We start from the raw sequence: 24,323 nt of genomic DNA, 5'->3' as shown, positions 1-24,323 counted from the left end.
GGCTGTTCCGTTGTACTAAAGAATTGATCTATCCTGATGCTATTAAATTATACATGAGAAAAACAGCGATTTATCAATCGTTCCTGCAAAAGCAGGGTTGCAATTACTACTGCTGAAAACCGCCGGGCTCTTAGCCCGGCTTTTTAATGAACATCCACAGCACAATTGATCCACTCCCCGTCGAAGCTGGCGTTATATTTTTTGTAGAAATTGATCGCAGGTTCATTCCATTCCAGTACCTGCCAGCAGATGCGCCTGAAGCCCTTTTCCCTTGCTTCTTCAAAAAGCCGGTCAAATAGCAATGTGCCAATTTTATGGCCACGCATTTTTTCAGTAACCAGAATGTCTTCCAGGTACATAGCTTTCCCTTTCCATGTAGAAAAACGGATATAATATAATGCGAAACCATGGATCGTTTCTTTTGGCTCTCCTCCCGCAGAAAGGCTGAAGGAGGTTGCTACAAAGGCCCACCATACAGGATTGGGGCCAAACCCGCTTTCCGTAAAATGAGCTAAGGATACTGTTACCTCCTGAGGTGCTTTTTCATATACCGCCAGTTCCCGTACCAGCTCCAGTATCCGTTTACAATCTGCTGCAACTGCTCTTCTGATTGTTATTTCCATGCCTGCAAATTAAGTATTTTAGTGCACCTTTTGCACAGATCATTATTATAGCCTGCGTCAGCAAATGAAAAAGACGGCTGTTAATACAATATCCGGAGCGCATTCCTGAACGATTTGCCTGCTGGAACAGGTTCTTATGCGAAAGTAAAATTCATTACAGACTTATACAAAGCACGCGCTTCCGGATATCTGGAGCGTCTTTGCGGGCAATTTTCCGGTCTGATTAAAATGACGCTTCCGTATTATATCTTTGTTATGATGAGGGGTGACCTTATAAAGTATATTATGGCCGGCTTTTTATCAATGGCCGTTGTTTTTGCTGCTTTTGCGCCGGGCATCAGGTTCCTTTGTGAAGAATCAGTCAAAAAGGAAAAAAGCATACAGGATGCGGAACCGGAAAAAAAGGATCGTACAGCAAAGGAATTATCTGAAAAAGAATTTATAGGAAAAGCCCCTTTTATGGTAGCAACAATGGCTGCAGTTGTTTTTGAAAAGATCTTCAGCGGCTTTCGTTACCCTTTTATTGGTGCCCTGTTTACCAGTGTGCCTACACCTCCTCCCCGAAGCTTTTAGAAATTGCACGGTTTTTCCTGTGCACTAAAATAATTTCCGCCTTATTTTTTTTCAAACACTTAATTCATTCTGACAATGAACAACAGAACTGTTATATACATGCTCTGCCTGATGACGGGAATGTGCGCCACTCATACAATGAAAGCACAGACCCTGTCTGATAAGGATATAAAAACCCATATTACCGAAATAGAAAGCCCTTTGCAGAAACTGATGCAGTTAGAGCCCCGGCAGTTTCTGTACAATTCCCACAAATATAAATACCTGAAGCTGAATGAAGGACAGCAATACGGTTTTATAGCTGATAATATGAAGCGCATCTTTCCGGATCTTGTAAAAGAAAAAAAAATATCCCGCCCTTTTGGTAAGAATGCTTACCGGTATGCAAGGGTAAGCACAATTGATCAGACAGCTCTTATTCCCGTACTGGTGGCGTCTATAAAGCAACAACAGGAAACCATTGAGCAATTAAAGACCCAGGTAGCGGAACTGAAAAAAGAGATCGCAGTAAAATAACCGGTATCAGGAATGGTACTGAAAACAGGCGTTTTTTACCGGCGCCTGTTTTTTTAGCTGTGAGCAATCAAAAATTTTTTTTCTCAAAATCAAACCGGTTTCCCTGTTGATATGCCTGAAATGCCCGGGGATCTCCATATGGCCCCAGGTATCTTGCATTTCCAAAACCCAGGATTGGGTAAAAGATAAATCCTAAAAGAATAAGACCTACGGTAAAACCCTCATCTTTCCCAAAGCTTTTTGAAAGCATATTGATTGTCCATATTGAAAAGATAAAGTTTAAAAAGGGGATAAGCATTAGGATCAGCCACCAGCCGGGCTTACCAACGATCTTCAGCAGTATATACATATTGTAAATAGGAATGATGGCTTCCCAGCCGGAACGCCCTGCCTTTTCAAAAATTTTCCACAGGGCAATAATAACAATGATTCCAATGCCTAAGCAGATAACTATGGAACCAGCTGAGAAATAAGGTTGATTGTACATAGGAGATATTTTAAGGAAAGGTAAGCAATTGTCAGGAAAAATACCGCTGTACGGAAAGTGTAACGATTGTTTAATTTAAGGAATGTATTCCTGTAAACGGGTAGCTTTCCTGTTTCCTTATGCAAATCCCCGGAGAGTTTCCGCAAAAATGCATTAACTTCATAATATGTTGGTGAAAATCAATGGTAGTGCTGTGTATGGAGTTACCGCCATACCCATCATTATAGAAGTTAACTGGATGGCATCAGGAAAAGATCCTATGATTGTGGGACTACCAGACAGCGCTGTAAAGGAAAGCCTGCAACGGGTAGAAAATGCCGTCAGGACCAATGGTTTTGAGATGCCACGTACTAGAGTGGTGGTAAATATGGCGCCGGCTGATATTAAGAAAAGCGGAACTGCTTTTGATCTTCCTATTGCCATAGGCATCCTGGCTGCAACAGAGCAGTTGCAAAATACAGAAGCCCTGGCCAGTTATGTGATTATGGGGGAACTGAGCCTGGATGGTCAGTTGCGGGCGGTTAAAGGGGCTTTGCCTATAGCTATACAGGCGCGTAAGCAGGATTTTAAGGGCCTGATCGTTCCCAAAGTAAATGCCCGTGAAGCCGGTTTGGTGAATCAGTTGAATGTATATGGAGTGGAAACAATAAAAGAGGTGGTCGATTTTTTTGAGAACGGAGAAAAGGGATTGACGCCTGTTGTGGTGAATACACGCGAAGAGTTTTTTTATTCCCAATATAATTTTGAAGTGGATTTTGCGGATGTAAAGGGCCAGGAAAATATTAAACGCGCATTAGAGATTGCGGCAGCAGGCGGGCATAATGCCGTTTTAATTGGCCCGCCAGGGGCAGGCAAGACCATGCTGGCCAGGCGGTTGCCTACCATTCTGCCACCGCTGACCCTGCAGGAAGCCCTGGAAACAACAAAGATCCACTCTGTTGCAGGAAAGCTGCCTGAAAATGCAACGCTGATTTCCCGCAGGCCCTTCCGGTCTCCCCATCATACTATTTCTGATGTAGCCCTGGTAGGGGGAGGAGGTGTGCCGCAGCCCGGAGAAATTTCCCTGGCGCATAATGGGGTGCTGTTCCTGGATGAGCTTCCTGAATTTAAAAGATCAGTACTGGAAGTGATGCGGCAGCCCATGGAAGAACGCCGGGTGACCATTTCCCGTGCAAAGCTGGCGATCGATTTTCCCGCAAGCTTTATGCTGATAGCCTCTATGAATCCCTGCCCCTGTGGTTTTCACAACCATCCGGAAAGGGAATGCACCTGTGCGCCTGGCGCTGTTCAGAAATACCTGAACAGGATCTCCGGCCCCTTACTGGATCGGATTGACCTGCATGTAGAAGTAACGCCCGTTCATTTCAGCGAATTATCAATAGCAAAACCGGAAAAAAACTCTGCAGAGATCCGTGAAAAAGTAATACGCGCAAGAGAGGTGCAGGCGGAACGCTATAAACAGGACGAGGGTATTTACTGCAACGCTCAAATGAGCAGCAGGCAGTTAAATGAAATCTGCCGGATTGACCAGGCAGGGCAACTGCTTCTGAAAAAAGCAATGGAAAAGCTGAACCTTTCTGCAAGGGCATATGATCGCATCCTGAAGGTTTCCCGTACCATTGCCGACCTGGAAGGAAGTGAAAGTATCAAACCGGAGTTTCTTGCCGAAGCCATTCAATACCGCAGCCTGGACCGGGAAGGGTGGGCTGGGTAGAGAATGAAAAATAATTAATATAAAATAAGAAATGTAAAAGGGAGGGGCGTATTTTTTGTGTGCCTGCCAGGTGAGGAGATGCGTAACATTGGCAGACGATAATGTTACCCGCTATGGATCAGATACTGCGCCCTGTTTTCTTATAACTGCAGCAGCTTTGAATAATGTAATAAACCTTAATCTAAATTATTTGTTATTCCAGATCTGCGCTGCAATTTTGTACCGCTTTATTATTCAAATTGTTTGAAACTTTATGCGCGTTCTTTTTCAATATATGAGACCCTATAAATGGCTGGTCGTACTGGCCTTGCTGCTGGCAGCGGTTAACCAGGTGTTCTCTCTTTTTGCTCCAATGATCAGCGGAAAGCTGCTGGATCTTTTTGCCAATCATCCGTATTCTTTTGATAAAGTAGGTAAGCAGCCTCGTACAGAGCACGAATACCTGTTTGGCGGGGATGGGTATCATGGGCTTTTCTTTTTCCTCTTGCTGCTGATCGGCACCGCAATGGTAAGCCGTATAGCCAAAGCCTTTCAGGATTATTTTGTAAACGTGATCATTCAGAAATTTGGCGCTACTATTTTTACAGATGGATTAAAGCATTCTATGCGGCTACCTTACCAGGATTTTGAAGACCAGCGCAGTGGCGAAACGCTTTCCATACTGACCAAAGTGCGGACAGATACAGAGAAGTTCATCACCAGTTTTATTAATGTTTTCTTTGTAATTATTGTAAGCATCGTCTTTGTTTCTATCTACGCATTCCAGCTGCATTGGTCTATTATGCCGGTGTATACGGTGGGCATTTTTATCATTGCTGTTGTAACCAGCTTACTAAGCAGGCGTATTAAGCTGATTCAGAAAAGAATTGTAGCTGAAACAACTGCATTGGCGGGCACTACAACAGAAAGCCTGCGCAATATTGAAATTGTAAAAAGCCTGGGGCTGACAGAACAGGAAGTAAAGCGGCTGAACAATAATACGTTTAAAATACTGGGGCTGGAGCTTAAAAAAGTAAAGAGCATCCGGGCGCTTAGCTTTATACAGGGAACATTGGTGAATTTTTTACAGCAGGTTATCGCTTTTACATTGCTGTGGCTCATCTACCGGGATGCGATCACCCCCGGGCAGTATTTATCCCTTTCCTTTTATGGATTCTTTATTTTTGGCCCGATGCAGGAAATAGGAAATATTATTATTTCCTACCGGGAAGCAGAGGCTTCTCTGAACAACTTTCATAACCTGATGTTGCGAAAAGCCGAGCTGAAGCCGGTTGCCCCCAGGCATATTGGTATTTTAGAAGAACTGGAGTTTGTGAATGTTGCTTTCCGGCATCAGACAGCGCATTTCAATGCGTTAAATAATATTTCCTTTGACGTAAAAAAAGGAGAAACAATTGCCTTTGTGGGACCAAGCGGTTCCGGTAAAAGCACATTGGTAAAATTACTGGTAGGCTTGTACCGGCCGGCAAAGGGTAAGATTTATTACAATACAATTGATGACGATGCGATCGACTTTGATGAACTGCGCGGGCAGTTAGGCTTTGTAACCCAGGACACACAGTTGTTTGCAGGACCTATTAAGGACAATTTATTGTTTGTAAACCCTAAAGCCACAGAAGCGGAAATAAACGAAGCATTGGAAAAAGCCAGTTGTTTGCAACTGCTGGAGCGGGCAGATAATGGTATTAATACGGTTATTGGAGAAGGCGGCCTAAAGTTAAGCGGGGGAGAACGGCAGCGCATTGCCATTGCCCGGGCATTGCTCCGGAATCCGCATTTGCTGATCTTTGATGAGGCGACTTCAGCGCTGGACTCTATTACCGAGGAAGAAATTACAAAAACGATACGGGCGGTTTCTTCAAAGGGGAACCAGATCACTGTACTGATCGCGCACCGCCTGAGCACCATTATGCATGCAGATCGTATTTACGTACTGGAGCGTGGTGAAATAGTGGAAACAGGCAGCCACGAAGCCTTGCTGGAACGAAAAGGGCTTTATTATGCCATGTGGCGGCAGCAGATAGGCGAACGGAGAAAGGAGGCTGTGGCGGGTTAATAACTGAAAGGAGAGCTGGGTTGAATGTGTTGAACACATAAATTGAAAATCCATCTCCATAGGGGGAATGAACTCATCTGAGAACAAGTGCCTTTTTAAGGGAAGCATTTTTACGCATAATGCCTGGCTGGCACTACACACTTTTTCATTAGTATTTTCTTTTTGTAAAGATGAAAATGTCCTGACGGGATTTACCCCTTAAGTTGTCGTTTCGATACTGTATGAAATCCTGAAAAGGGTTTCATCTTTGTGTTGTCAATGAATAACAGTAAAGCAAAAATTAAATTGGTATGAAAAAACTATTCAATACATGTAACCCTCTTAAATCGGTGCTGCTGATTGCAATCATTATGTTTGCAACATCTCAATCAAACGGACAACCGATCCATCCTTCCGACAGTGGCTACGCACCTGTTAACGGCATCAAAGTTTATTACGAAGTATATGGTGAAGGCCGGCCTGTTATTTTACTGCATGGCGCTTTTATGACAATCAGCGGAAACTGGGGCGCATTGATCCCTGAACTATCAAAAACCAGGAAAGTAATTGCCGTTGAATTGCAGGGGCATGGACATACACCGTTTTCAGACAGAAAACTATCCCATGCTACGCTGGCAAAGGATGTGGAAGGTGTAATGGATTACCTGAAAATTGACAGTGCGGATGTGGCAGGATATAGTTTTGGCGGTGCTGTGGCTTACCAGTTTGCCATACAAAGCCCTAAGCGGTTAAGAAAATTAGTGATCATTTCTGCTACTTATAAAAGTGATGGCTGGCTTCCTGCAATAAACAATGGATTTAAAGCAATGAAGCCTGAACTTTTTGCAAACACTCCTATGAAAGCTGCATACGATGCAGTGGCACCTGATACAACAAAATGGACGAAGTTCCTGGAGCAAATGATCGCTTGCGCTGCAACACCCTTTAACCTGGGTGACTCCAATATTGCGAAAATTGCTGCGCCTGTATTAATCATATCCGGTGACAATGACGGACTGGATAAAATTGAGTTGGCGAAAACGTATCAATTGCTGGGAGGAGGTGTTGCTGCAGACTTACAGTCAATGCCAAAATCGCAACTGGCCATCGTTCCTTCACAGGGGCATGTAAGCCTGATGATGCAGACAACAACAATTTTGAATTACCTGAACGGTTTTTTAAAATAACTGAATAGATCTGCATATCAAATAGTAAACCGTTGCCGGCATTTGGCTTTGAAACAACAGGTATCATAAGTTGCTCTTAATAATTATTCACAATTTAAAATTTTAAAAAATGAGAAAAATAATTGTTTTGTCAATGATTACACTGGATGGTGTTATGCAGGCACCTGGCGGACCAGAAGAAGATAAATCAGGTGACTTCAAATATGGCGGCTGGACCGCATCTTATGGCGATGAGGTTTTTAGCAAGATCATGGAAGAAGAGCTGAAACCGGCAGATTATCTTTTGGGCAGAAAAACTTTTGAGATCTTTGCATCCTACTGGCCCCAACATGCTGACTTTTGGCCGGGCATCAATGAAGGCGCCAAATATGTCCTGTCGCAAACCCTGGAAAAATCAGATCCGATAGTCACCGGGTGGAAAAATACCATTTTACTTAAAAGTCTGGCAGCTATCGAAAAGCTTAAAAATTCTGAGGGCGCTGACATCCAGGTTTGGGGAAGCAGTGAGCTCATTCACCTGTTGCTTAAACAGGACCTGGTGGATGAGCTCCGGCTCAAAATTTACCCGTTGATCCTTGGGGAAGGTAAAAAGCTCTTTGAAAATGGCGCGATCCCGGCAGCATTTACATTAACAGAAAGCCAGGTGACATCAAAAGGGGTTATTATAGCCAATTACAAGCGGGCCGGAGAGGTCATAACAGGCAATGTTGGAGCTTAAGGGAACAATATATCAGATATGCGAAAATTAAAATTACGAGTACAAAATATTTGTTAACGGATCAGCGCGGGAGTGTTTAATGATCTTTTAAGATGTATCTGCCTTACCAACCCGTTACTATTTTAATTGGTTAACTTAGAAGCTCTTTTTATATTCTGATTCAATAATCACTATCATGAAACGATTGTCTTCCGTTATTGTAAAAACCGGGCTATTGGCCGGGACCCTGGATCTTTCAGCTGCGTTCCTCTATTTTTATATTGCTACCGGTAAAAACCCGCTTTTTATTTTGCAGTACATATCCAGCGCTGTTATGGGGCAGAAAGCGCTGGAGTCGCAATGGGGCCATTACCTGGTGGGTTTCATACTCCATTATTGTGTAGCTTTTGCATTTACCATCCTTTTTTTTAAAGTGTATCCCCGCATCAGATTCTTTCAGAAGAACCTTTTGCTTACGGCAATCCTTTATGGTGCTTTTGTTTGGTGCGTAATGAATTTGTTAGTAGTTCCTGCATCACGGATCGGCAGGTTTCCCGGTAGTGCATCCGGTATCATCATTAATATGATCATACTAATGATTTGCATTGGCCTGCCGCTTTCATTTTCCGCAGCAGCCTTCTTTTCAAAGAAGAACGGGCATAGTAGCTGAGCAAAGTCATTGCCCAAGAACATTGAAAGCTGCTTATATAAGTGCCTTCAATGTTTCAATAACAGTGTCAATTTCTTCTTTTTTATTATACTTGCTAAAAGAAAAACGAACGGGAACATAACCGGGATTGCTTTCCAGAGCTGCAATTACGTGAGAACCCTGACTGGCACCACTGCTGCATGCGCTTCCGCCCGAAACACAGATATTATGAATGTCGAGGTTGAACAACAGCATCTCTGACCGGTCTGTTTCCGGAAATGATGCGCTTAATACCGTATACAGGCAGCTGCCATTATAATCCCCATTGAATTTTACAGAGGGGATCTCCTTTTGCAATTGTTCCACCATATAATTTTTCAGGTCCTTTATGTAGCCTGATTCTTCTTCATAATGAAGCATAGCCAGGTCCAATGCTTTGGCAAAGCCGACAATACCATAGACATTCTCAGTACCGGCACGCATGTTCCGTTCCTGACCGCCTCCGTAAATGAAGGGCTTTATCTGCAGGCCGCCTTTTACATACAGGATGCCCGTTCCTTTAGGTCCATGAAATTTATGACCGGATGCAGCAATAAAGTCTACGTCAATACGTTGCAGATCAATCGGATAATGTCCCACAGTTTGTACACAGTCCGAGTGAAAAACAGCCCCGTATTTCCTGCATAATGTGCTGACCGCGTTTATTGGCAACAGGTTGCCGATTTCGTTATTGGCGTGCATCAGGCTCACCAGGGTCTTTTTCCCTGCCACGGCTAATTGTTCCTCAAGATCCGTCAGGTCAACATGGCCGTCAGGCAATAGTTTTACCAGACTGTGCGTGATCTGTTCGCTATCACAATAATGCGCTACCGTATGCAGCACAGCATGATGTTCAATAGGGGAGGTAATGATATGTGTGCAACCCAGATCGCGGATAGAAGCGCTGATAGCCGTATTATTACTTTCTGTACCGCCGCTGGTAAAAAATATTTCACCGGGTTTTACGTTTAAGTGCCTGGCTACCGTTTTACGGGCTGTTTCCACTGCCAGGCGGGTCTCTCTTCCGTAAGAATACACTGATGAGGGGTTTCCATAGCTGGTTGTCATAAAAGGGAGCATCGCATCCAGCACTTCCTTATCCAGGCAGGTGGTTGCTGCATTGTCTAAATATATTTTTTCCATTGAATCTGTCCTTCTTTTTTATCCGGTATGTCTCCTCCCGGCAAAAAATAATTCGCAAAGTTAAGAAAGCATTGGTATATTGTTTTTGTGGACTGTAGAAGGTTTCAGGATTTTTAGCTGCAGAAGCCCTCTCCAGGGGGCCGGAACAGCTTATAGCCGATAGTTCATGGGGTTCTGGAGACTGGCCACAGAGACTGTTACCGCTCCCTGATCGCCTATCGGAACTGAAAACTGATCAATGATCCACGGTGTTGCCTGAAGTCTGTTTCTTTTAACGCTGAATCTGCAACCTTAAGCCCCTATTGTTTTTGCAGCATCCGCGTATAATTGCTTCACTTTGCGGTCGTACCACCATTTAGGGGCAGTTTTTTTCATCAGTGTATCTATATTCCGCATGCCAAACAGGTTCCAGGCTCCTTTTAGCTTTCCTGACACACTGCTCTGCAAAGCCCTTAAGCTCATGGCAAAGCCTGCATCTATATATTCCATATGATGCCAGTAGCCGGCAGGCATAAACAGGGTGTCGCCATGTTCCATGATCACTTCAAAACCTTTTGCGTTTTTTACAGCAGGGAATTTTTCATAGTCAAAATGGTCATAATAGTTGGCATAATTGGCCAGGCTAAGGACTTCCCAGGGTTTTCTGTATAATTTATGCTGTTCTTCAAACGGGAAAAGCAGCACCCTTTTTCTGCCCAGGAACTGGGTATGCAGGATATGGCTCATGTCAATATCAAAATGCATATGCGTAATAGAGCCCTGCCCTCCCACAAAGAGCATCGGGAACTTTTTTACAAACCCTTTCATATATTCATCCGGCCAGGTAAAGTCAGACACAATCTGTGGCGCATGCTGAAAAATATTAAAAAGGAAGATGCGCAGTTCCACAGGCCCTTTTTTGACCATTTCCAGATATTCGCCAAATTTCATATAGGCGTCTGCTGTGTTAATGGGAGTGTAGGAGTCACTTTTTATATTATTATAAACGCCTACTTCCTTATCGCCGACAATTTTGATAAAATAATCCCAGTTCCATTTGGTAATGGCCGGCCATTTACGCGCAAGATCTTTAATTACAACAGGTTTCCCTTTCTGATAATAGTTCTTTTTAAAGTCTTCCGGGCTGATTGACTCCAATTTTTCGAGTTCCTGTAACTGCATGATTTTAAAAACTAAACGGCAAATTTAGTAATACTTTAATAAAATTAAACATCCCTGTTTTTTATGACAAAATTCTGATGGAGTATCTTTGCCCAAAGTTTTAATGCGGATGGTGTTTCTGCAGTAGCTTGAAATGATTTTGTAACGATATCTGACCCGGATCAATAGTTCAGAAGAGTTAAACCAAAAAAATGAGAAATGGCTGTTGCGTTCTTAACGGGAAGAACGTTATCCCTTTAATAAGGAAAAACAGGTACTTTCTGAATTAAAAAAGCTGAAAGAAAAACGAATATGAAAGAAGCTCGCTTTACCGTTGCCCTGCTGATTTCTACGTATAAATGGGCGGAAGCATTGGAAATTGTATTGAAGAGTATATTATATCAGACCCGGCGTCCTGATGAAGTTATTATTGCGGAAGACGGGCAGGACCCGTCTACAGTGTTTTGTATAGACCGGTTTGTAAAGCGTACCGGTATTCCGATAAAACATGTTAATCATGAAGATATCGGATTCCGGAAGAGCCTGATCCTCAACAAGGCCATTAAAGAAATTGAGTCGGATTATATCATTGAAATTGACGGTGATATTGTTATGCACCGGGAATTTATAGCAGATCATATAAAAGGAGCAAAAAAAGGGTATTTTGTACAGGGAAGCAGGGCGCTTATCTCGGAATGGAGAACGCGGGAACTGCTGCGTACCAAGGACATTGACTCTTTGCATTCTTTTATGCGGGGAATCACCAACCGGTTTAATTCTTTGCGGATTCCGGTTTTTTCAGGGTTGTTTGTAGTAAACCCCAGGAAATCTCATAATGTAAAAGGTTGCAATCTGGCTTTCTGGCGGGCCGATTATATAAAAGTGAACGGCTATTATAGCGGTTTTACCGGATGGGGAAGGGAAGATTCAGAACTGGGGGAGCGCCTGATTAATCTGGGCGTGAAAAAAAAGAAGCTCAAACTGGCAGCGGTTACCTATCATATTTATCATACCTTTAATTCCCGGGCTAACCTGGATACCAACGAAATCATTTACCGGGAGACAGTCCGGTTTAAGTACAGCTACCGGCCTAACGGGTATTTGGAGGCGTAAATCAATATGACGAGACCCGGAATTTCTGTAATACTCTGCACGCATAACGGAGCACTAAGGCTTCCCGCAACATTGGGATATCTTGCCCGGCAAAAAGTGGATCAGCGCTTTGAATGGGAAATTGTATTTATAGATAATAATTCTCAGGATCATTCTTCTGAAATAGCGGAGGAAATCTGGTTAAAGTATAACGCCCCGGCCCCGTTGCATATATATAAAGAATCGGCACCAGGTAAATACTATGCGTTACAAACCGCTATAGCAAAGGCCAATTATAATTATTTTATCGTTTGCGATGATGATAATGGTTTTCATGCGGATTATTTATCCCGGGCTTTTGATCTGTTAAACGAACATCCTGAAGTGGGAGCAGCCGGTGGGCGTTCCCTGTTGAAGCTGCCAGATGGAAAACACGCTCCTGAATGGCTGCCGGAAGATTATGAACCTTACGCCTTGGGAAAACAGGCCCGCTACACAGGGTATGTTCCATTAAAAAAAGGAAGACTATGGGGGGCGGGTATGATCTCCAGAACGGATTTATATAAAGAGCTGTATGCAGCGTTTCCTTCTTTACTTATTGGAGTGCCAGGAGAAAAAGCATTGAACTCAGAGGATACAGAATATTGTGCCCGCCTTATTTTAAAAGGTTACCAGTTGTACTATGATGAAAGCCTTATACTTGATCACATGCTGGATGATGCAAAGTTAACAACAAAGCACCGGGATGCAATGAATCATATTTATAATGGATCGGGAGGGGTGATAGACCGGTACCGGACTGTGATTAAAGTGCAGACCCAAAAAGCCGGCTGGCTTTATAAAGCACAGGTTTTTTTTATAAACCCATTCAGAATGTGGTGGACCAGAAATACCCGGTCAAAGTCACGGTATCGGAATGCATTACAATGCTTGTTTCCCCAGCTGTATGGCAGCGATCGGATTATAGAAAAAATACGGGCGTTTGCAGATGTATAAGGCTTCAGAATCATGGTATATATTTTTGTGCCCTGGTTATTGGATGCGGAATCCTTCAAAGGAATTTTTTATCAGCAGTTAAATTTTACGTATACATAATAAAAAGGAATGGCCTCTAAGAAGTTTACCCGGAAGATAGATAAGATGAACGATAAGGTGTGTTACCGGCTGGTTCATAAATACTATCTATGGAAAGAAGGGGTCACGAAGAAGCTGGTAGATATGCAGCTTATCCGGCTTCTCTCAAAGCGCTTTTTTTACTTATTTATCCTGCTTTTCCGGTTCAATAAATACCCGCGCAAAGTTCAATACATGATGCCTAAAGACTTTGCGAAGCGACTGTTGGGACTTTATCATTTTCACAAAGCCGGTATTCCCCGGAAGCTCAGGTCTTATCCGTCACTTGTATTTCCTGTATTTGAAGCACCGGAAGTAACAATTATTATTGCCGTTTTTAATCAATGGCAGTTTACCTATAACTGCCTGAAATCTATTCTTGAACATACCGGCGATATTCCTTATCATATCGTTGTTGTTGATGACGGGTCTGCCGATGAAACGGCTTCCTGTCTTCAGCATTGTGAAAACATCACGGTTATACGGAATGAGCAGAATATTGGTTTTCTGCGCTCCTGTAATAAGGCGGCTGGCGGCGTACGCTCAAAATATATCTGTTTTCTGAACAATGATACTATGGTTAGCCAGCGATGGTTGTATCATATGGTCAATGTTTTTAAACTGCATGATGATGCGGGTGTTGTAGGAGCCAAGCTGCTCTATCCTTATGGATTATTGCAGGAAGCCGGCGGACTGGTCAATGCTACCGGGGAACCGGCTAATTATGGCAGATGGACGGACCCCAGAGAATATCAATATAATTATCTGAGGGAAACCGACTATTGTTCGGGCGCCTGTATTTTAATACAAACACAGGATTTTCTTACTTTAAAAGGGTTTAATGAGCAATATGCCCCGGCCTACTATGAAGATACAGACCTTTGCTTTGCTGCCCGGTTCAGACTTGGCAAAAAAGTGTTTTATCAACCCCTGGCTGAAGTGGTACATTTTGAAGGGATAAGTTCAGGGAAACGTGCTGAAAAAGGAAATGTAAAAAATTATCAGCTGCACAATGCTAAAACCTTCGTGAACACATGGAAATCTTATTTTAACCGTTTTTCAGATAGCAATCTTTTTGATAATCAGGTTGATAAGTTTTCCCGGAACAGGAAGCGTATATTAATTATTGAAGGGTTCCTTCCTTCTTATGATAAAGACTCAGGGTCCAGGAGGGTATATGAGTTGATAAAGATCTTTTTTTCGCTGGATTTAGAAGTGTATTTTATGCCGGAATTCGGCGGAGCTGTAGAACCCTATTACTCGGAATTGGTTACGCGGGGTGTCCGGGTATTTTATGAACAGCAATATTTAAAATCGAAGCAGGAAATGCTAAGAGAAATTTTGCCTGTTATTGATTATGCGTGGGTGGCCCGGCCCCATTCAAACGAAGCGCATGCTTCGTTAATAAAAGAGCAAAAGAATATTGTATGGATTTATGACACGGTAGATCTCCATTTTTTGCGACTGGAACGGTCACTGGCTTATGACCAGTCGCAGCATATTACCAAAAAGGATATAGACGTATTGAAAGAAAAGGAGCTTGCTCTTTCCCGGGAAGCAGACGTAACAGTTGTTGTAACACCTTTTGAGAAAAATATCTTAATAAAAGCAGGAACAAAACATGTAAAAGTGATTCCGAATATTCATCCTGTAAAAAAAGGAACCGCTTTTCCTTCCTTTGAAGAACGGGAAGGGCTTTGTTTTATTGGAGGCTATGAACATTTGCCCAATGTAGATGCGGTATTGTGGCTGGTTAAGGAAATTATGCCGCTTGTATGGACGCAGGCGCCGGGTATAAAGCTTGCATTGCTTGGGAGCCATCCTCCCCCGGAAGTGCTTGCTTTGAGGTCAGATCTTATTGCAGTGCCGGGGTATATTCACGATGTATCTTCTTATTTTAATAATAGCCGCTTATTTGTAGCCCCGCTCAGATATGGTGCGGGGATGAAGGGGAAAATAGGTCATGCAATGGAATATGGGCTGCCGGCTGTTGCTACAGATATTGGTGTTGAGGGTATGGGGCTTGAAGTGAACAGGGATATTGCAGTAGCAAATACTGCAGAAACGTTTGCAGCAGAAATACTGGACTTATACAGTAACCGGGAGCGATGGATGAACATCGCCCGTCATTCAGTTGAAACTATCAGGCGGTATTCGCCGGAAGTAGTGCAGGGCCTGGTGAAAGAACTGATAATGGGTGTGGCTAAACAGTAACAGTATCAGCAAAGGTGCCATATGCTGCCTGGCTTGTTTCTGAAAGTGAGGCCGGTTACTGACGCAAGGTTGGGCGGCTGCCTGTTTATGCCGGAATTCCGATACTTGTTTTATTTTTAACCACTTTAAGCAATAAGAAAATTTCAGTAATCATTTTCCGGATAAAGGTATACATACATGAACGCTGAGAAAAACAATAATGGAGCTATAAAATGCCTGGCCTTTTACCTGCCTCAATATCATCCCATACCGGAAAACGATCTGTGGTGGGGAAAGGGTTTTACGGAATGGACAAATGTTACTAAGGCCCGGCCTTTATTCAGGGGCCACAGACAGCCTGTATTTCCTGCTGACCTGGGGTATTATGATCTGAGAGTGCCGGAAGTAAGGGAGGCCCAGGCAAAAATGGCAAGGGAGCATGGCGTGCATGGGTTTATTTACTATCATTACTGGTTTGGAAATGGAAAACAACTTTTAGAGCGGCCCTTAAATGAAATAGTGGATATGCAGGCGCCGGATTTCCCATTTTGCATTTGCTGGGCCAATCAGACCTGGAGCGGTATCTGGCATGGCGTGCCCGACAAGGTATTAATTAAACAGGAATACCCCGGTGATGAAGATATTGTGCAGCATTTTGATTATCTGGAAAAGCTCTTTAAGGATCCAAGGTATATCCGCGTTAATGGGCTCCCCCTGTTCATGATCTATGATGCACTTGATCTTCCGGACAGTAAGCAATATACGGATCAGTTAAGGGCTGAAGCCGTCAGGAGGGGATTGGGCGGCCTGTATATCCTGGCTTCCAATATTACGACAGATGATTGGGATTTTGTACAGGCTGGTTTCGATGGGAGAGTCTCTTTTGCCTACCATAAAGTGCAATACCGGCTAATGCGAAAGTCCAGACAGCGGCTGCATAAGAAGCTCGGCCGTTTTTTTTACAGACTTTTTTTAGATCGCAGCTACCGGGGTGTAACCCGTGTTGATCAGCGCAGGATCGTAAAACAGGTTTTGTTTGAAGAGCAGGAGGGCGATATCTATCCCATGATATTGCCTAACTGGGATAACACCCCCCGAAGCGGCCAAAACGGAGTAGTGATTGAAAACGCGACGCCTGAATTATTTGAAGTGCAAATCCGCAAAGCAGTTGATTATATCAACTGCAGGAACAGGAGCGAGCGGTTGGTTATCTTAAAATCCTGGAATGAATGGGCCGAAGGGAATTATGTGGAACCGGATTCTATTAACGGCTATGCTTTTCTGGAGGTTTTAAAAAAATGGTTTGGTTAGTTTGATACTTTTATTTTTTCAGGATCTTTTTTAAAAGCGCAAAAGTTTTTCCGGATAATGGCTTCAGCCAAAAAAGATGCCACCAGTATTTTTTCGCAATGCTTTTTAATCCGGCTTCTAATGCCCGGTTAATAAATACCGTATAGTTTTTCTTTTCCAGTTGCTTTCTTTGTTTTACCGTAATATCATCTGCAATGGTGATTGGTAAATACCGGCCATAGAGATCGAAAAAGACGTCAGCGGTTTCAATCCAGCTTTTGTCAACATTCCCGGCAGAATAATGTGTAATATCTATCAGGTCTGTGCAAACAGCAGTATAGCCTCCTATATAAGCGTCCATTGATATGCCAAGGTCATATTGGTGGTACCCTTTTAGCTGCTCATTAAACCGCAGGTTTGTTGATTTTCTTAGGCCGATGAATACCCCATCGACAGACAAGACTCTTACAATATGCTCCCTGGTCTGCCTGCCAAAGCCCAACCGGATCAGTTCATTTTTATTTTTGCCCCCGTGGCGGACAAATATATATTTGTTCGCCTCGTTGATCTCCCACCATGGAGCGGGGGCCTTTGTTTTACAGGTTCCGCCAGCAATGCCTATGAGCCCGATCTTTTTATCGGCTTCAAAGATATTTAACAGGATCGATCCCCAACTGTTTGTATTAAAGACCAGATCCTCGTGCAGGAAAAGAACATGGGGGTATTTTGCTGCCTCCAGCCCCTGGTTATAAGCTTCGCAAACCCCTATACGATTCTTATTTTTTATTTGTATCAGTTCATATATAAAATCCTTTCCGATAGTAGCTGCAATATTTTTCTTTAGCTCCTGGTACAAATGTTCTTTATAAGAAGATACTACTATGGATAACATATTCTGAATTCGTTGAAGTTTGTTCAGTTTTTTAATGGCAGAATAGCATTGCGCCGGTACATTTTCAAGATAAAGATTTGTATTGGATTAAATGCCTGAACAACCTGAAATATATTGAAGAAGCTTCTGTTTTAGGCGTTACTTAACTTATTAAGTTTGGTTAAGTTGGTAACTATTCCGCGTTTACGGTTGTATTTAGATGAATCTTTTCAAATGATCCCTCTTCAAATACGTTTTTGATCCAATTTGTAAAGCTATACTTTTTCCTGATTTTTGCCGGCAGCTTTACATACGGCCTTTTCAGAAATTCAGCCAGTTCCTCATAGTTGTCATTTAAAATGAAAATATTATCGGGGATATAAAAGTCATAGTGCATTACATGCTGGTTAGTAGTAACCAGTTTCTTTTCGTATCTGATGCTTTCAAACACTCTGAAAGAAAGCCCCGTATGTTGCGGAAGAACAAAGTCCAGGATTGCTGCTGCTTTTTTCACCCGCAGCAGGTACTCTTGCATAGGAATGCTCTTTGTAAGGCAGGTGATCAGCTTTTCCAGTTCAGGGGTTATTTTATGAAGTTTATCTTTATAAAAGAACAGCTCAATTTTGTAACGGGTATTGTTTTTTATTAAAAAATCACTAAGCTTTACTATCTCATTCATTCTTGATGGTTCATAGGAGCCCAAATAGTAAAGGTCATATTCTGTTCTGCCTGTGGAAGGAGTGTCAATGTCAGATCCGGGATAATCAAAATAGAAATTAGTAATGAACTGCAGTCGGTATTGGGGATATTTTTGAAGATCTTCAGGGTCAAAAACAAAAAAGCGGTCAAAATAATTGATTCTGCTAAAAATCCCGGGATACCTGTGCAATGCATCAAAATGATAACCTACCATTTTAACGGAAATTTGCCTGATGAGTTTTAATTCATCAATGGTGAGAATGTCTGCCCGAACTATAAACGCATAATCGTAAAAATCAGCCGGACTGCTAAATTTATATTGGTGATATTTAATATGCTTTTCTTTAAGTCTTTTTTTGTACGAAAAATCGCGTAAGAATGTTTTCCTTAAAAAGTTATAAATTTTCTGCCCGGCATTTTTGTATTTAAAGGGGGGAATATCCCGATTTATCGTTACTACCTCAAATCCGCAATATTTCAGGTTTTTTTCAAATTCGGAAATAAAATCAACCCAATCCGGTGCAAATAGTAATACTTTTTTCATACCCTGTTCTGATAATAGATGATTCAAACTAAAGGATGGCCGCTCAATTTGCCATGTAAAGGGAATTGACCGATGTTCTTTTCGATTCAGCGTTGCTTAGTTTGAATAATAAATATTCTATATTCTGGTAAAACGTACAGAAGGGCCTGGAACGCAACACAAGAATGTTAATTTTTTCAGTAAATATATATGCCTTAAACCTCAGTGTAATTATTTAAAATTATAGCAGGTTTAGTTGTATGCTGGTTTAGCATGTAAAACGGAGCAATGTTGCAATTAAAGCTTACATTAACCAGGATTTTTCATAAACAAATTTCTGATCCTGGTTGTCAGGGAAGCAGGTCCCGGTGCCAGGAACGCCGGGTATTGCATTGCCAGTTTTCTTAGTGGCTCCGGATAAGTATTTATAGAAACAAAACGAAAACGATTCTTATTTTGTTTGAACAAATCCCTCCCTTCCTGAAGGGCAGAGCGTATGTGTTTTTCATCCAGATATTCCGGTTTGTTAAATTCAGTATGGGCAAAGGATTCCAGTTTATATTTGATTTTTTCCATTCCCCCGAGAAAGGAGAAATGCCAGCCGCCTTTTTTTATAGCAGAGAGGCCAATACGCTGATCCCTTAATGATTGTGGCGTATGTTTCTGAAAGTATTCCCCGGATGACAGTATGGATCCTTTCCACCATTTTGAAGCACCTGTTTGCTGACAATTCAGATAGTAATAATGAAAAAGCATTGATAAAACAACAGGAGTCTCCGGCGCATTTCTGTTATCAAGTATGGAAGGAGCAGGAATCTCATCTAAATCGCTCAGTATAACCAAATCATCTTTATTCAACTGCGGGGCAATCGCATGAAGCGCATTCCGGTGCTCATTTTCGAGTTTCCAGGACCCGTTTTCGGTATTATACTTTGTTTCATTTTCACCAAAATGAAGCCCCTCTGTTTTCTGAACAATCGGCAGGTGAATTATTTTATGGTGCCATTGTTGAAACCGGTCTTTATTTTTTTCATAGAAATACTCCTTTTTTTTGCCGGAATGAGTAAGATTTGATTCTGCCAGAACAAAATAGTCTACATATTTGTCCAAAAGCTTTAATCTGAATTCAAGAAGATCGAGCTCGTTAAAGAACGTAAAACAGTCGTAAATTTTCATTGAATAAACGGGTGCTTTTGGAGGCTAATTTACTACATAATTGCTTATTAACAGGATTTGACAGAATTTTATGGAGCTTCATATTGATGAGCGTACTATTTTCTCTTACCTTTGCACGTTTCTATTTACTACTTCAATGAAGCTAAAAAAATTTGGTCGGTTATTCAAATACATTGGTTATTACAAATGGAAGATCCTTCTTTATGTTTCGTTAGCCATTTTAGCTACCAGCCTGTCCGTATTGTCGGTTGCCATGCTGGGCCCGCTGATGTCCATTATTTTTGATACCGGCGGCGGAGATGCTGCCAAGCAAATGTTAAGCGGCAGTAGTACCGGGCGCCTGGTTACCAATATACTTACTACCGCCATTACTGAGCATGGAAAGCTTTTTGCAGTGGCACTCTGTTGTATGTTTATCATTGTAACCACCTTTTTAAAGAACCTGTTTTTATATACTTCCTCTTATATATCCGTTCCGGTAAGAAGCTCTATCGTCATCCATTTAAAAAATGATGTCTATAAAAAGATCCTTACCCTGCCGGTTGGCTATTTTTCCGAGCAGCGCAAAGGGGACATCATGTCAAGGATGACCAATGACGTGGCACTGATAGAAGGTTCTATAATCAATACCATGGAGGGGCTTGTAAAAGACCCCATTACAGTGATCGGGTACCTGTTTACCATGATCTTTATCAGTCCTACGCTATCCCTGTTTCTTTTTATTTTACTGCCTGCAACCGCATTTATTATCGGCCGCATCAGCCGGTCGTTAAAGCGACAAAGCAACGAGGCATCGGAACGGGTAGGAGAAACGCTTGGCATCCTGGATGAGACCCTCAGCGGCATCCGCATTGTAAAAGCCTTTTGTGCCGAAAAAATACTGGAGTCGCGGTTTATTCGCATGAATAGTACGCTGCTGGGTATTAATAAAAAAATGAGTGCCCGCAGGGACCTGGCATCGCCGCTTACAGAACTACTGGGTGTGATTGTACTGTGCGTGATCATTTATTTTGGCGCTAACCTGATTTTAAACGGGAACCGGCTGCAGGCAGGGGACCTGATTTCTTATATCGCCATTTTTGCCCTGATGATCAACCCGGCGAAAACACTTTCAACTTCTTATTTTAACGTACAGGCCGGCTCGGCCGCAATTGAACGGCTGGAAGAGCTGCTGAACACACCTGTTACGGTGCAGGATAACGGTAGAAAACAGCTTGAAGAATTTAAAGATTGCATTGAATTCCGGAATGTTTGTTTTTCTTATAACGAAACGCCCATTTTAAAGAACATCAGCTTTTCCATTCCCAAAGGTAAGACAGTGGCATTGGTAGGAAGCAGCGGCGCAGGAAAAAGCACCCTGGCTGACTTGGTGCCCCGGTTCCATGACACTACTTCCGGCGAGATCCTTTTTGACGGGGTCAATATTAAAGAATACAGCATTCAGAGTGTTCGTGAACATATCGGAATTGTAACACAGGAGCCTATTCTGTTCAATGATACCATTGCTAACAATATTACGCTGGCCGAACCGGATGCCAGCCAGGAGGCTATTGAGAATGCGGCAAAAGTGGCCAATGCATACCGGTTCATAGAGAATAAGCCTGAAAAATTTGAAACGAATATCGGCGACAGGGGTATAAAACTGAGCGGAGGTGAACGCCAGCGGCTGACCATTGCCCGGGCGGTACTGAAAAACCCGCCGATCCTTATTTTAGATGAAGCCACTTCCTCATTAGATACAGAAAGTGAACGTCTGGTGCAGGACGCTATTAATAAAATGATGCAGAACCGCACTTCGCTGGTTATTGCACACCGCTTAAGCACCGTACGGCATGCAGACGAAATTATTGTTTTGAACCGGGGCGAAATTGCTGAGCGGGGATCACATGAAAAATTAATGCTGATAGAAGGGGGGATCTACCGCAAGCTGGTAGATATGCAGGAGATGGTGTAAGAAAGGGAATGTGAAACAATAAAGAAGGAATAAAAAATGTAAAAGGATGATGTTGATGCGAAAAATTTTTCGCCGGTGCAAAATTCCAGATATTTTCTTAATAAATTCATAATGAAATAGTTTTATTCGTTGCTGAAAATTCTGAATTCTAAATTCCAAATTCTAAATTCTAAATTCTTCCCCTTACCTTTGCATCCCCAATTAGTTCTTTTATGGTTCGCCCCAACAGGCGGACAGAGGAATTTGGGAGACTCTTATCTGCTGATAATGAGTCGCTTGAACCAATAAATCGAATAAAATGGCAAAAGAAATCTCTGGCTTTGTAAAGCTACAGGTAAAGGGTGGCCAGGCCAATCCTGCACCTCCGGTTGGGCCGGCGTTAGGTTCCAAAGGTGTGAACATCATGGAATTCTGTAAACAATTTAACGCGCGCACCCAGGACAAAATGGGAAAAGTACTTCCCGTATTAATCACTGTTTATAGCGACAAAAGTTTTGAATTTGTAATCAAAACTCCTCCTGCGTCTATCCAGTTAATGGAAGCTGCTAAAATTCAAAAAGGTTCTAAAGAAAGCAATCGTGCTAAAGTAGGTAAGGTAACCTGGGATCAGGTTGAGGCTATTGCAAAAGACAAGATGCCGGACCTGAACTGCTTCACTGTTGAGGCTGCTATGAAAATGGTGGCGGGCACCGCACGTAGCATGGGACTGAATGTTGAAGGTAAAGCCCCATGGGAAAATTAATCTCCATCACAGAACTAAAAAGAATTTAAAATGGCATTCATTAGTAAAAAAAGAAAAGTTGCAAATGCAAAGCTGGACGCTAATAAGGCGTATACGCTGAAAGAGGCTTCTGCATTGGTAAAAGATATAAATGTTGCAAAGTTTGATGCTTCTGTTGACCTGCACGTGCGTTTAGGCGTAGATCCTAAAAAAGCAGACCAGGCGATTCGTGGCACCGTAACATTACCGCATGGAACCGGTAAAACAAAAAGAGTGCTGGTTCTTTGCACTCCTGAAAAAGAAGCGGATGCAACCACTGCAGGCGCTGATTATGTAGGATTGGATGAGTATGTTCAGAAAATTGAAGGCGGCTGGACAGATGTGGATGTAATTATAGCCACACCTTCCGTAATGCCTAAAATCGGAAAGCTGGGTAAGATCTTAGGTCCGCGTAACCTGATGCCCAACCCCAAAACAGGTACGGTTACCAATGATGTAGCTGCTGCTGTAAATGAAGTAAAAGGCGGTAAAATTGCATTTAAGGTAGATAAAGCGGGTATTGTGCACGCTTCTATAGGGCGTGTAAGCTTCAGCGCTGATAAGATTGCTGAAAATGGTCAGGAATTTTTAAATGCGCTGATCAAAGCAAAGCCCACTACCGCAAAAGGTACTTATTTAAAAGGGATCAGCATGGCAAGCACAATGAGCCCTGGTATTCCCCTGGACACAAAATCCTTTGTGCAATAATCGCCCGGCATTGACCGGTCTTAATTTTAAAACAGTCAAACCGTAATACAATGACTAAAGAACAAAAAACAGAAGTGATCGAATTGCTGAAAGGCAAATTTGCTCAATATGATAATTTTTATATTACCGATACTGAGTCATTAACTGTTGACCAGGTGGGTAAATTACGCCGTGCCTGCTTTGATAAGAATGTGGAGATGAAGGTGGCAAAAAACACGCTGATCCGCAAGGCGCTGGAATCGCTGGATAGCGAGAAATACTCCGGTGTATTTGATTCATTGCACCAGGTAACTGCCCTGTTGTTTTCTGAAAACCCGAAAGAGCCGGCTCTGATCTTAAGCTCTTTCCGTAAAGAAGGCAAACTGGATAAGCCTGTACTGAAGGCTGCTTTTATTGACGGAAGCGTTTACCAGGGAGACAATAACCTGGAAGTATTGACCGCCCTGAAAAGCAAACAGGATGTTATCGGCGAAATCATCGGCTTACTGCAATCTCCGGCCAAAAATGTTATCAGCGGCCTGAACGCAGGTAACAAGCTGGCCAGTCTTGTAAAAGCGCTGGAAGAGCGGGCTAATTAAAAAGAGAACAGCTATCAGACCTGATGGCTGGTTCCTGAGATCCCAGATCTGAAATCCTATGTCTTCGGGAATGTAGTGAAGACACTAATTATAAACCTCCGCCGGAGTCCTTAAATCTGGAACGATGAAGGCGGTTTTTAAAAATGTAAAAAATGGCAGATTTAAAAGCATTCGCAGAGCAGTTAGTAAACTTAACTGTAAAAGAAGTAAATGAGTTAGCTCAGATTTTAAAAGATGAGTACGGCATTGAGCCTGCAGCTGCTGCTGTAGCTGTTGCAGCTCCCGCTGCTGGTGGTGGCGCTGCTGCTGTTGAAGAAAAAACAGCATTTGATGTAATCTTAAAAGCATCTGGCCCTAACAAATTAAACGTGGTTAAGGTAGTTAAAGACTTAACTGGTTTAGGTTTGAAAGAAGCTAAAGAATTAGTGGATGGCGCTCCAAAACCTGTAAAAGAAGGAGTAGCTAAAGCTGAAGCTGATGACATCGCTGCTAAGCTGAAAGAAGCAGGTGCAGAAGTAGAAGTAGCTTAATTTTACTTTTTAATACGTTTTTTAAAAGCAATC

At 42.5% G+C, this 24,323-nt stretch carries 23 protein-coding genes; 16 read left to right on the top strand and 7 right to left on the bottom strand.

The window, feature by feature from the left end; all coding sequences use genetic code 11:
• Positions 1 to 143: 143 nt before the first annotated feature.
• A complete protein-coding gene (locus tag A8C56_RS16220; RefSeq protein ID WP_067758241.1) occupies positions 144 to 623 on the bottom strand; it encodes a GNAT family N-acetyltransferase in 480 nt (159 codons plus the stop codon).
• 285 nt (positions 624 to 908) lie between these two features.
• On the opposite strand from A8C56_RS16220, the gene A8C56_RS24520 reads away from it, so the two are divergent.
• The gene (locus A8C56_RS24520) at positions 909 to 1,196 is read left to right on the top strand and encodes a hypothetical protein (protein WP_157098011.1); all 288 of its coding nucleotides are present in this window, start codon (positions 909 to 911) and stop codon (positions 1,194 to 1,196) included.
• A 75-nt stretch (positions 1,197 to 1,271) separates the two neighbouring features.
• Positions 1,272 to 1,712, top strand: a complete 441-nt coding sequence (locus tag A8C56_RS16210; RefSeq protein ID WP_084490246.1) for a tail fiber domain-containing protein — start codon at positions 1,272 to 1,274, stop codon at positions 1,710 to 1,712.
• 67 nt (positions 1,713 to 1,779) lie between these two features.
• Here A8C56_RS16210 and A8C56_RS16205 read toward each other — a convergent pair whose 3' ends face one another.
• Positions 1,780 to 2,199: a DUF5684 domain-containing protein gene (locus A8C56_RS16205; protein WP_067758233.1), complete on the bottom strand. Its 420-nt coding sequence runs from the start codon at positions 2,197 to 2,199 to the stop codon at positions 1,780 to 1,782.
• Between the two features lie 166 nt (positions 2,200 to 2,365).
• Here A8C56_RS16205 and A8C56_RS16200 point away from each other — a divergent pair, with 166 nt between their 5' ends.
• The 5 genes from A8C56_RS16200 (at position 2,366) to A8C56_RS16180 (ending at position 8,502) form a co-directional block, all read left to right on the top strand.
• Entirely contained in the window at positions 2,366 to 3,913 is a 1,548-nt protein-coding gene (locus A8C56_RS16200) for a YifB family Mg chelatase-like AAA ATPase (RefSeq protein ID WP_067758230.1), read from the top strand.
• Between the two features lie 274 nt (positions 3,914 to 4,187).
• Positions 4,188 to 5,969 (top strand): ABC transporter ATP-binding protein, encoded by a 1,782-nt coding sequence (locus tag A8C56_RS16195; RefSeq protein ID WP_245645541.1) that lies wholly within the window; start codon positions 4,188 to 4,190, stop codon positions 5,967 to 5,969.
• 290 nt (positions 5,970 to 6,259) lie between these two features.
• Entirely contained in the window at positions 6,260 to 7,135 is an 876-nt protein-coding gene (locus A8C56_RS16190) for an alpha/beta fold hydrolase (protein ID WP_067758224.1), read from the top strand.
• A gap of 109 nt (positions 7,136 to 7,244) precedes the next feature.
• Positions 7,245 to 7,853, top strand: a complete 609-nt coding sequence (locus A8C56_RS16185) for a dihydrofolate reductase family protein (RefSeq protein ID WP_067758222.1) — start codon at positions 7,245 to 7,247, stop codon at positions 7,851 to 7,853.
• Positions 7,854 to 8,028: 175 nt separating this feature from the next.
• Entirely contained in the window at positions 8,029 to 8,502 is a 474-nt protein-coding gene (locus tag A8C56_RS16180) for a hypothetical protein (RefSeq protein WP_067758219.1), read from the top strand.
• A gap of 33 nt (positions 8,503 to 8,535) precedes the next feature.
• Here the strand turns inward: A8C56_RS16180 and A8C56_RS16175 are convergent, their stop codons facing one another.
• Both A8C56_RS16175 and A8C56_RS16170 read right to left on the bottom strand, forming a co-directional pair.
• On the bottom strand, positions 8,536 to 9,663 hold the full coding sequence (locus A8C56_RS16175) for a cysteine desulfurase family protein (protein WP_067758216.1): 1,128 nt from the start codon (positions 9,661 to 9,663) through the stop codon (positions 8,536 to 8,538).
• 291 nt (positions 9,664 to 9,954) lie between these two features.
• The gene (locus A8C56_RS16170; protein WP_067758213.1) at positions 9,955 to 10,824 is read right to left on the bottom strand and encodes a cupin-like domain-containing protein; all 870 of its coding nucleotides are present in this window, start codon (positions 10,822 to 10,824) and stop codon (positions 9,955 to 9,957) included.
• Positions 10,825 to 11,115: 291 nt separating this feature from the next.
• On the opposite strand from A8C56_RS16170, the gene A8C56_RS16165 reads away from it, so the two are divergent.
• The 4 genes from A8C56_RS16165 to A8C56_RS16150 all read left to right on the top strand — a co-directional run bounded on the left by A8C56_RS16165 (position 11,116) and on the right by A8C56_RS16150 (position 16,512).
• Positions 11,116 to 11,916 (top strand): glycosyltransferase family 2 protein, encoded by an 801-nt coding sequence (locus A8C56_RS16165; protein WP_067758210.1) that lies wholly within the window; start codon positions 11,116 to 11,118, stop codon positions 11,914 to 11,916.
• A gap of 6 nt (positions 11,917 to 11,922) precedes the next feature.
• Positions 11,923 to 12,891: a glycosyltransferase gene (locus tag A8C56_RS16160; RefSeq protein ID WP_067758207.1), complete on the top strand. Its 969-nt coding sequence runs from the start codon at positions 11,923 to 11,925 to the stop codon at positions 12,889 to 12,891.
• 108 nt (positions 12,892 to 12,999) lie between these two features.
• A complete protein-coding gene (locus A8C56_RS16155; RefSeq protein WP_067758204.1) occupies positions 13,000 to 15,222 on the top strand; it encodes a glycosyltransferase in 2,223 nt (740 codons plus the stop codon).
• Positions 15,223 to 15,399: 177 nt separating this feature from the next.
• Complete coding sequence (locus A8C56_RS16150; RefSeq protein WP_067758201.1) at positions 15,400 to 16,512, top strand: glycosyltransferase WbsX family protein; 1,113 nt, start codon at positions 15,400 to 15,402, stop codon at positions 16,510 to 16,512.
• Between the two features lie 10 nt (positions 16,513 to 16,522).
• Here the strand turns inward: A8C56_RS16150 and A8C56_RS16145 are convergent, their stop codons facing one another.
• From A8C56_RS16145 to A8C56_RS16135, 3 genes are all read right to left on the bottom strand, one after another.
• Positions 16,523 to 17,383 (bottom strand): glycosyltransferase, encoded by an 861-nt coding sequence (locus A8C56_RS16145; protein ID WP_067758198.1) that lies wholly within the window; start codon positions 17,381 to 17,383, stop codon positions 16,523 to 16,525.
• A 172-nt stretch (positions 17,384 to 17,555) separates the two neighbouring features.
• Complete coding sequence (locus A8C56_RS16140; protein WP_067758195.1) at positions 17,556 to 18,605, bottom strand: CgeB family protein; 1,050 nt, start codon at positions 18,603 to 18,605, stop codon at positions 17,556 to 17,558.
• A gap of 288 nt (positions 18,606 to 18,893) precedes the next feature.
• On the bottom strand, positions 18,894 to 19,760 hold the full coding sequence (locus A8C56_RS16135) for a glycosyltransferase family 17 protein (RefSeq protein WP_067758191.1): 867 nt from the start codon (positions 19,758 to 19,760) through the stop codon (positions 18,894 to 18,896).
• A gap of 136 nt (positions 19,761 to 19,896) precedes the next feature.
• Between A8C56_RS16135 and A8C56_RS16130 the strand changes: the two genes are divergently transcribed.
• From A8C56_RS16130 to rplL, 5 genes are all read left to right on the top strand, one after another.
• The gene (locus tag A8C56_RS16130; RefSeq protein ID WP_067758188.1) at positions 19,897 to 21,714 is read left to right on the top strand and encodes an ABC transporter ATP-binding protein; all 1,818 of its coding nucleotides are present in this window, start codon (positions 19,897 to 19,899) and stop codon (positions 21,712 to 21,714) included.
• A gap of 298 nt (positions 21,715 to 22,012) precedes the next feature.
• Positions 22,013 to 22,456 (top strand): 50S ribosomal protein L11, encoded by a 444-nt coding sequence (rplK, locus tag A8C56_RS16125; protein WP_067758185.1) that lies wholly within the window; start codon positions 22,013 to 22,015, stop codon positions 22,454 to 22,456.
• A gap of 30 nt (positions 22,457 to 22,486) precedes the next feature.
• Positions 22,487 to 23,182 (top strand): 50S ribosomal protein L1, encoded by a 696-nt coding sequence (rplA, locus tag A8C56_RS16120; RefSeq protein WP_067758182.1) that lies wholly within the window; start codon positions 22,487 to 22,489, stop codon positions 23,180 to 23,182.
• 50 nt (positions 23,183 to 23,232) lie between these two features.
• Positions 23,233 to 23,760 (top strand): 50S ribosomal protein L10, encoded by a 528-nt coding sequence (rplJ, locus tag A8C56_RS16115; protein WP_067758179.1) that lies wholly within the window; start codon positions 23,233 to 23,235, stop codon positions 23,758 to 23,760.
• Positions 23,761 to 23,912: 152 nt separating this feature from the next.
• Positions 23,913 to 24,290, top strand: a complete 378-nt coding sequence (gene rplL / locus A8C56_RS16110) for a 50S ribosomal protein L7/L12 (RefSeq protein WP_067758176.1) — start codon at positions 23,913 to 23,915, stop codon at positions 24,288 to 24,290.
• The last annotated feature ends 33 nt before the right edge of the window (positions 24,291 to 24,323 follow it).

Origin of the sequence: Niabella ginsenosidivorans (genome assembly GCF_001654455.1) — a bacterium.
Classification (GTDB): Bacteria; Bacteroidota; Bacteroidia; order Chitinophagales; family Chitinophagaceae; genus Niabella; species Niabella ginsenosidivorans.
Note: the sequence above shows the minus strand (reverse complement) of the source record. Positions and strands in the feature narration are given on the sequence as shown.

What these genes read in the sequence shown, in the direction of transcription:
- A8C56_RS16220 (WP_067758241.1), bottom strand. Translation starts at nt 623, where the DNA reads ATGGAAATAACAATCAGAAGAGCAGTTGCAGCAGATTGTAAACGGATA.
- A8C56_RS16190 (WP_067758224.1), top strand. Translation starts at nt 6,260, where the DNA reads ATGAAAAAACTATTCAATACATGTAACCCTCTTAAATCGGTGCTGCTG.
- A8C56_RS16135 (WP_067758191.1), bottom strand. Translation starts at nt 19,760, where the DNA reads ATGAAAATTTACGACTGTTTTACGTTCTTTAACGAGCTCGATCTTCTT.
- rplA (WP_067758182.1), top strand. Translation starts at nt 22,487, where the DNA reads ATGGCATTCATTAGTAAAAAAAGAAAAGTTGCAAATGCAAAGCTGGAC.
- A8C56_RS16195 (WP_245645541.1), top strand. Translation starts at nt 4,188, where the DNA reads ATGAGACCCTATAAATGGCTGGTCGTACTGGCCTTGCTGCTGGCAGCG.
- A8C56_RS16145 (WP_067758198.1), bottom strand. Translation starts at nt 17,383, where the DNA reads ATGTTATCCATAGTAGTATCTTCTTATAAAGAACATTTGTACCAGGAG.
- A8C56_RS16175 (WP_067758216.1), bottom strand. Translation starts at nt 9,663, where the DNA reads ATGGAAAAAATATATTTAGACAATGCAGCAACCACCTGCCTGGATAAG.
- A8C56_RS16155 (WP_067758204.1), top strand. Translation starts at nt 13,000, where the DNA reads ATGGCCTCTAAGAAGTTTACCCGGAAGATAGATAAGATGAACGATAAG.
- rplL (WP_067758176.1), top strand. Translation starts at nt 23,913, where the DNA reads ATGGCAGATTTAAAAGCATTCGCAGAGCAGTTAGTAAACTTAACTGTA.
- A8C56_RS16160 (WP_067758207.1), top strand. Translation starts at nt 11,923, where the DNA reads ATGACGAGACCCGGAATTTCTGTAATACTCTGCACGCATAACGGAGCA.
- rplK (WP_067758185.1), top strand. Translation starts at nt 22,013, where the DNA reads ATGGCAAAAGAAATCTCTGGCTTTGTAAAGCTACAGGTAAAGGGTGGC.
- A8C56_RS16140 (WP_067758195.1), bottom strand. Translation starts at nt 18,605, where the DNA reads ATGAAAAAAGTATTACTATTTGCACCGGATTGGGTTGATTTTATTTCC.
- A8C56_RS24520 (WP_157098011.1), top strand. Translation starts at nt 909, where the DNA reads ATGGCCGGCTTTTTATCAATGGCCGTTGTTTTTGCTGCTTTTGCGCCG.
- A8C56_RS16185 (WP_067758222.1), top strand. Translation starts at nt 7,245, where the DNA reads ATGAGAAAAATAATTGTTTTGTCAATGATTACACTGGATGGTGTTATG.
- A8C56_RS16150 (WP_067758201.1), top strand. Translation starts at nt 15,400, where the DNA reads ATGAACGCTGAGAAAAACAATAATGGAGCTATAAAATGCCTGGCCTTT.
- rplJ (WP_067758179.1), top strand. Translation starts at nt 23,233, where the DNA reads ATGACTAAAGAACAAAAAACAGAAGTGATCGAATTGCTGAAAGGCAAA.
- A8C56_RS16130 (WP_067758188.1), top strand. Translation starts at nt 19,897, where the DNA reads ATGAAGCTAAAAAAATTTGGTCGGTTATTCAAATACATTGGTTATTAC.
- A8C56_RS16210 (WP_084490246.1), top strand. Translation starts at nt 1,272, where the DNA reads ATGAACAACAGAACTGTTATATACATGCTCTGCCTGATGACGGGAATG.
- A8C56_RS16180 (WP_067758219.1), top strand. Translation starts at nt 8,029, where the DNA reads ATGAAACGATTGTCTTCCGTTATTGTAAAAACCGGGCTATTGGCCGGG.
- A8C56_RS16165 (WP_067758210.1), top strand. Translation starts at nt 11,116, where the DNA reads ATGAAAGAAGCTCGCTTTACCGTTGCCCTGCTGATTTCTACGTATAAA.
- A8C56_RS16205 (WP_067758233.1), bottom strand. Translation starts at nt 2,199, where the DNA reads ATGTACAATCAACCTTATTTCTCAGCTGGTTCCATAGTTATCTGCTTA.
- A8C56_RS16170 (WP_067758213.1), bottom strand. Translation starts at nt 10,824, where the DNA reads ATGCAGTTACAGGAACTCGAAAAATTGGAGTCAATCAGCCCGGAAGAC.
- A8C56_RS16200 (WP_067758230.1), top strand. Translation starts at nt 2,366, where the DNA reads ATGTTGGTGAAAATCAATGGTAGTGCTGTGTATGGAGTTACCGCCATA.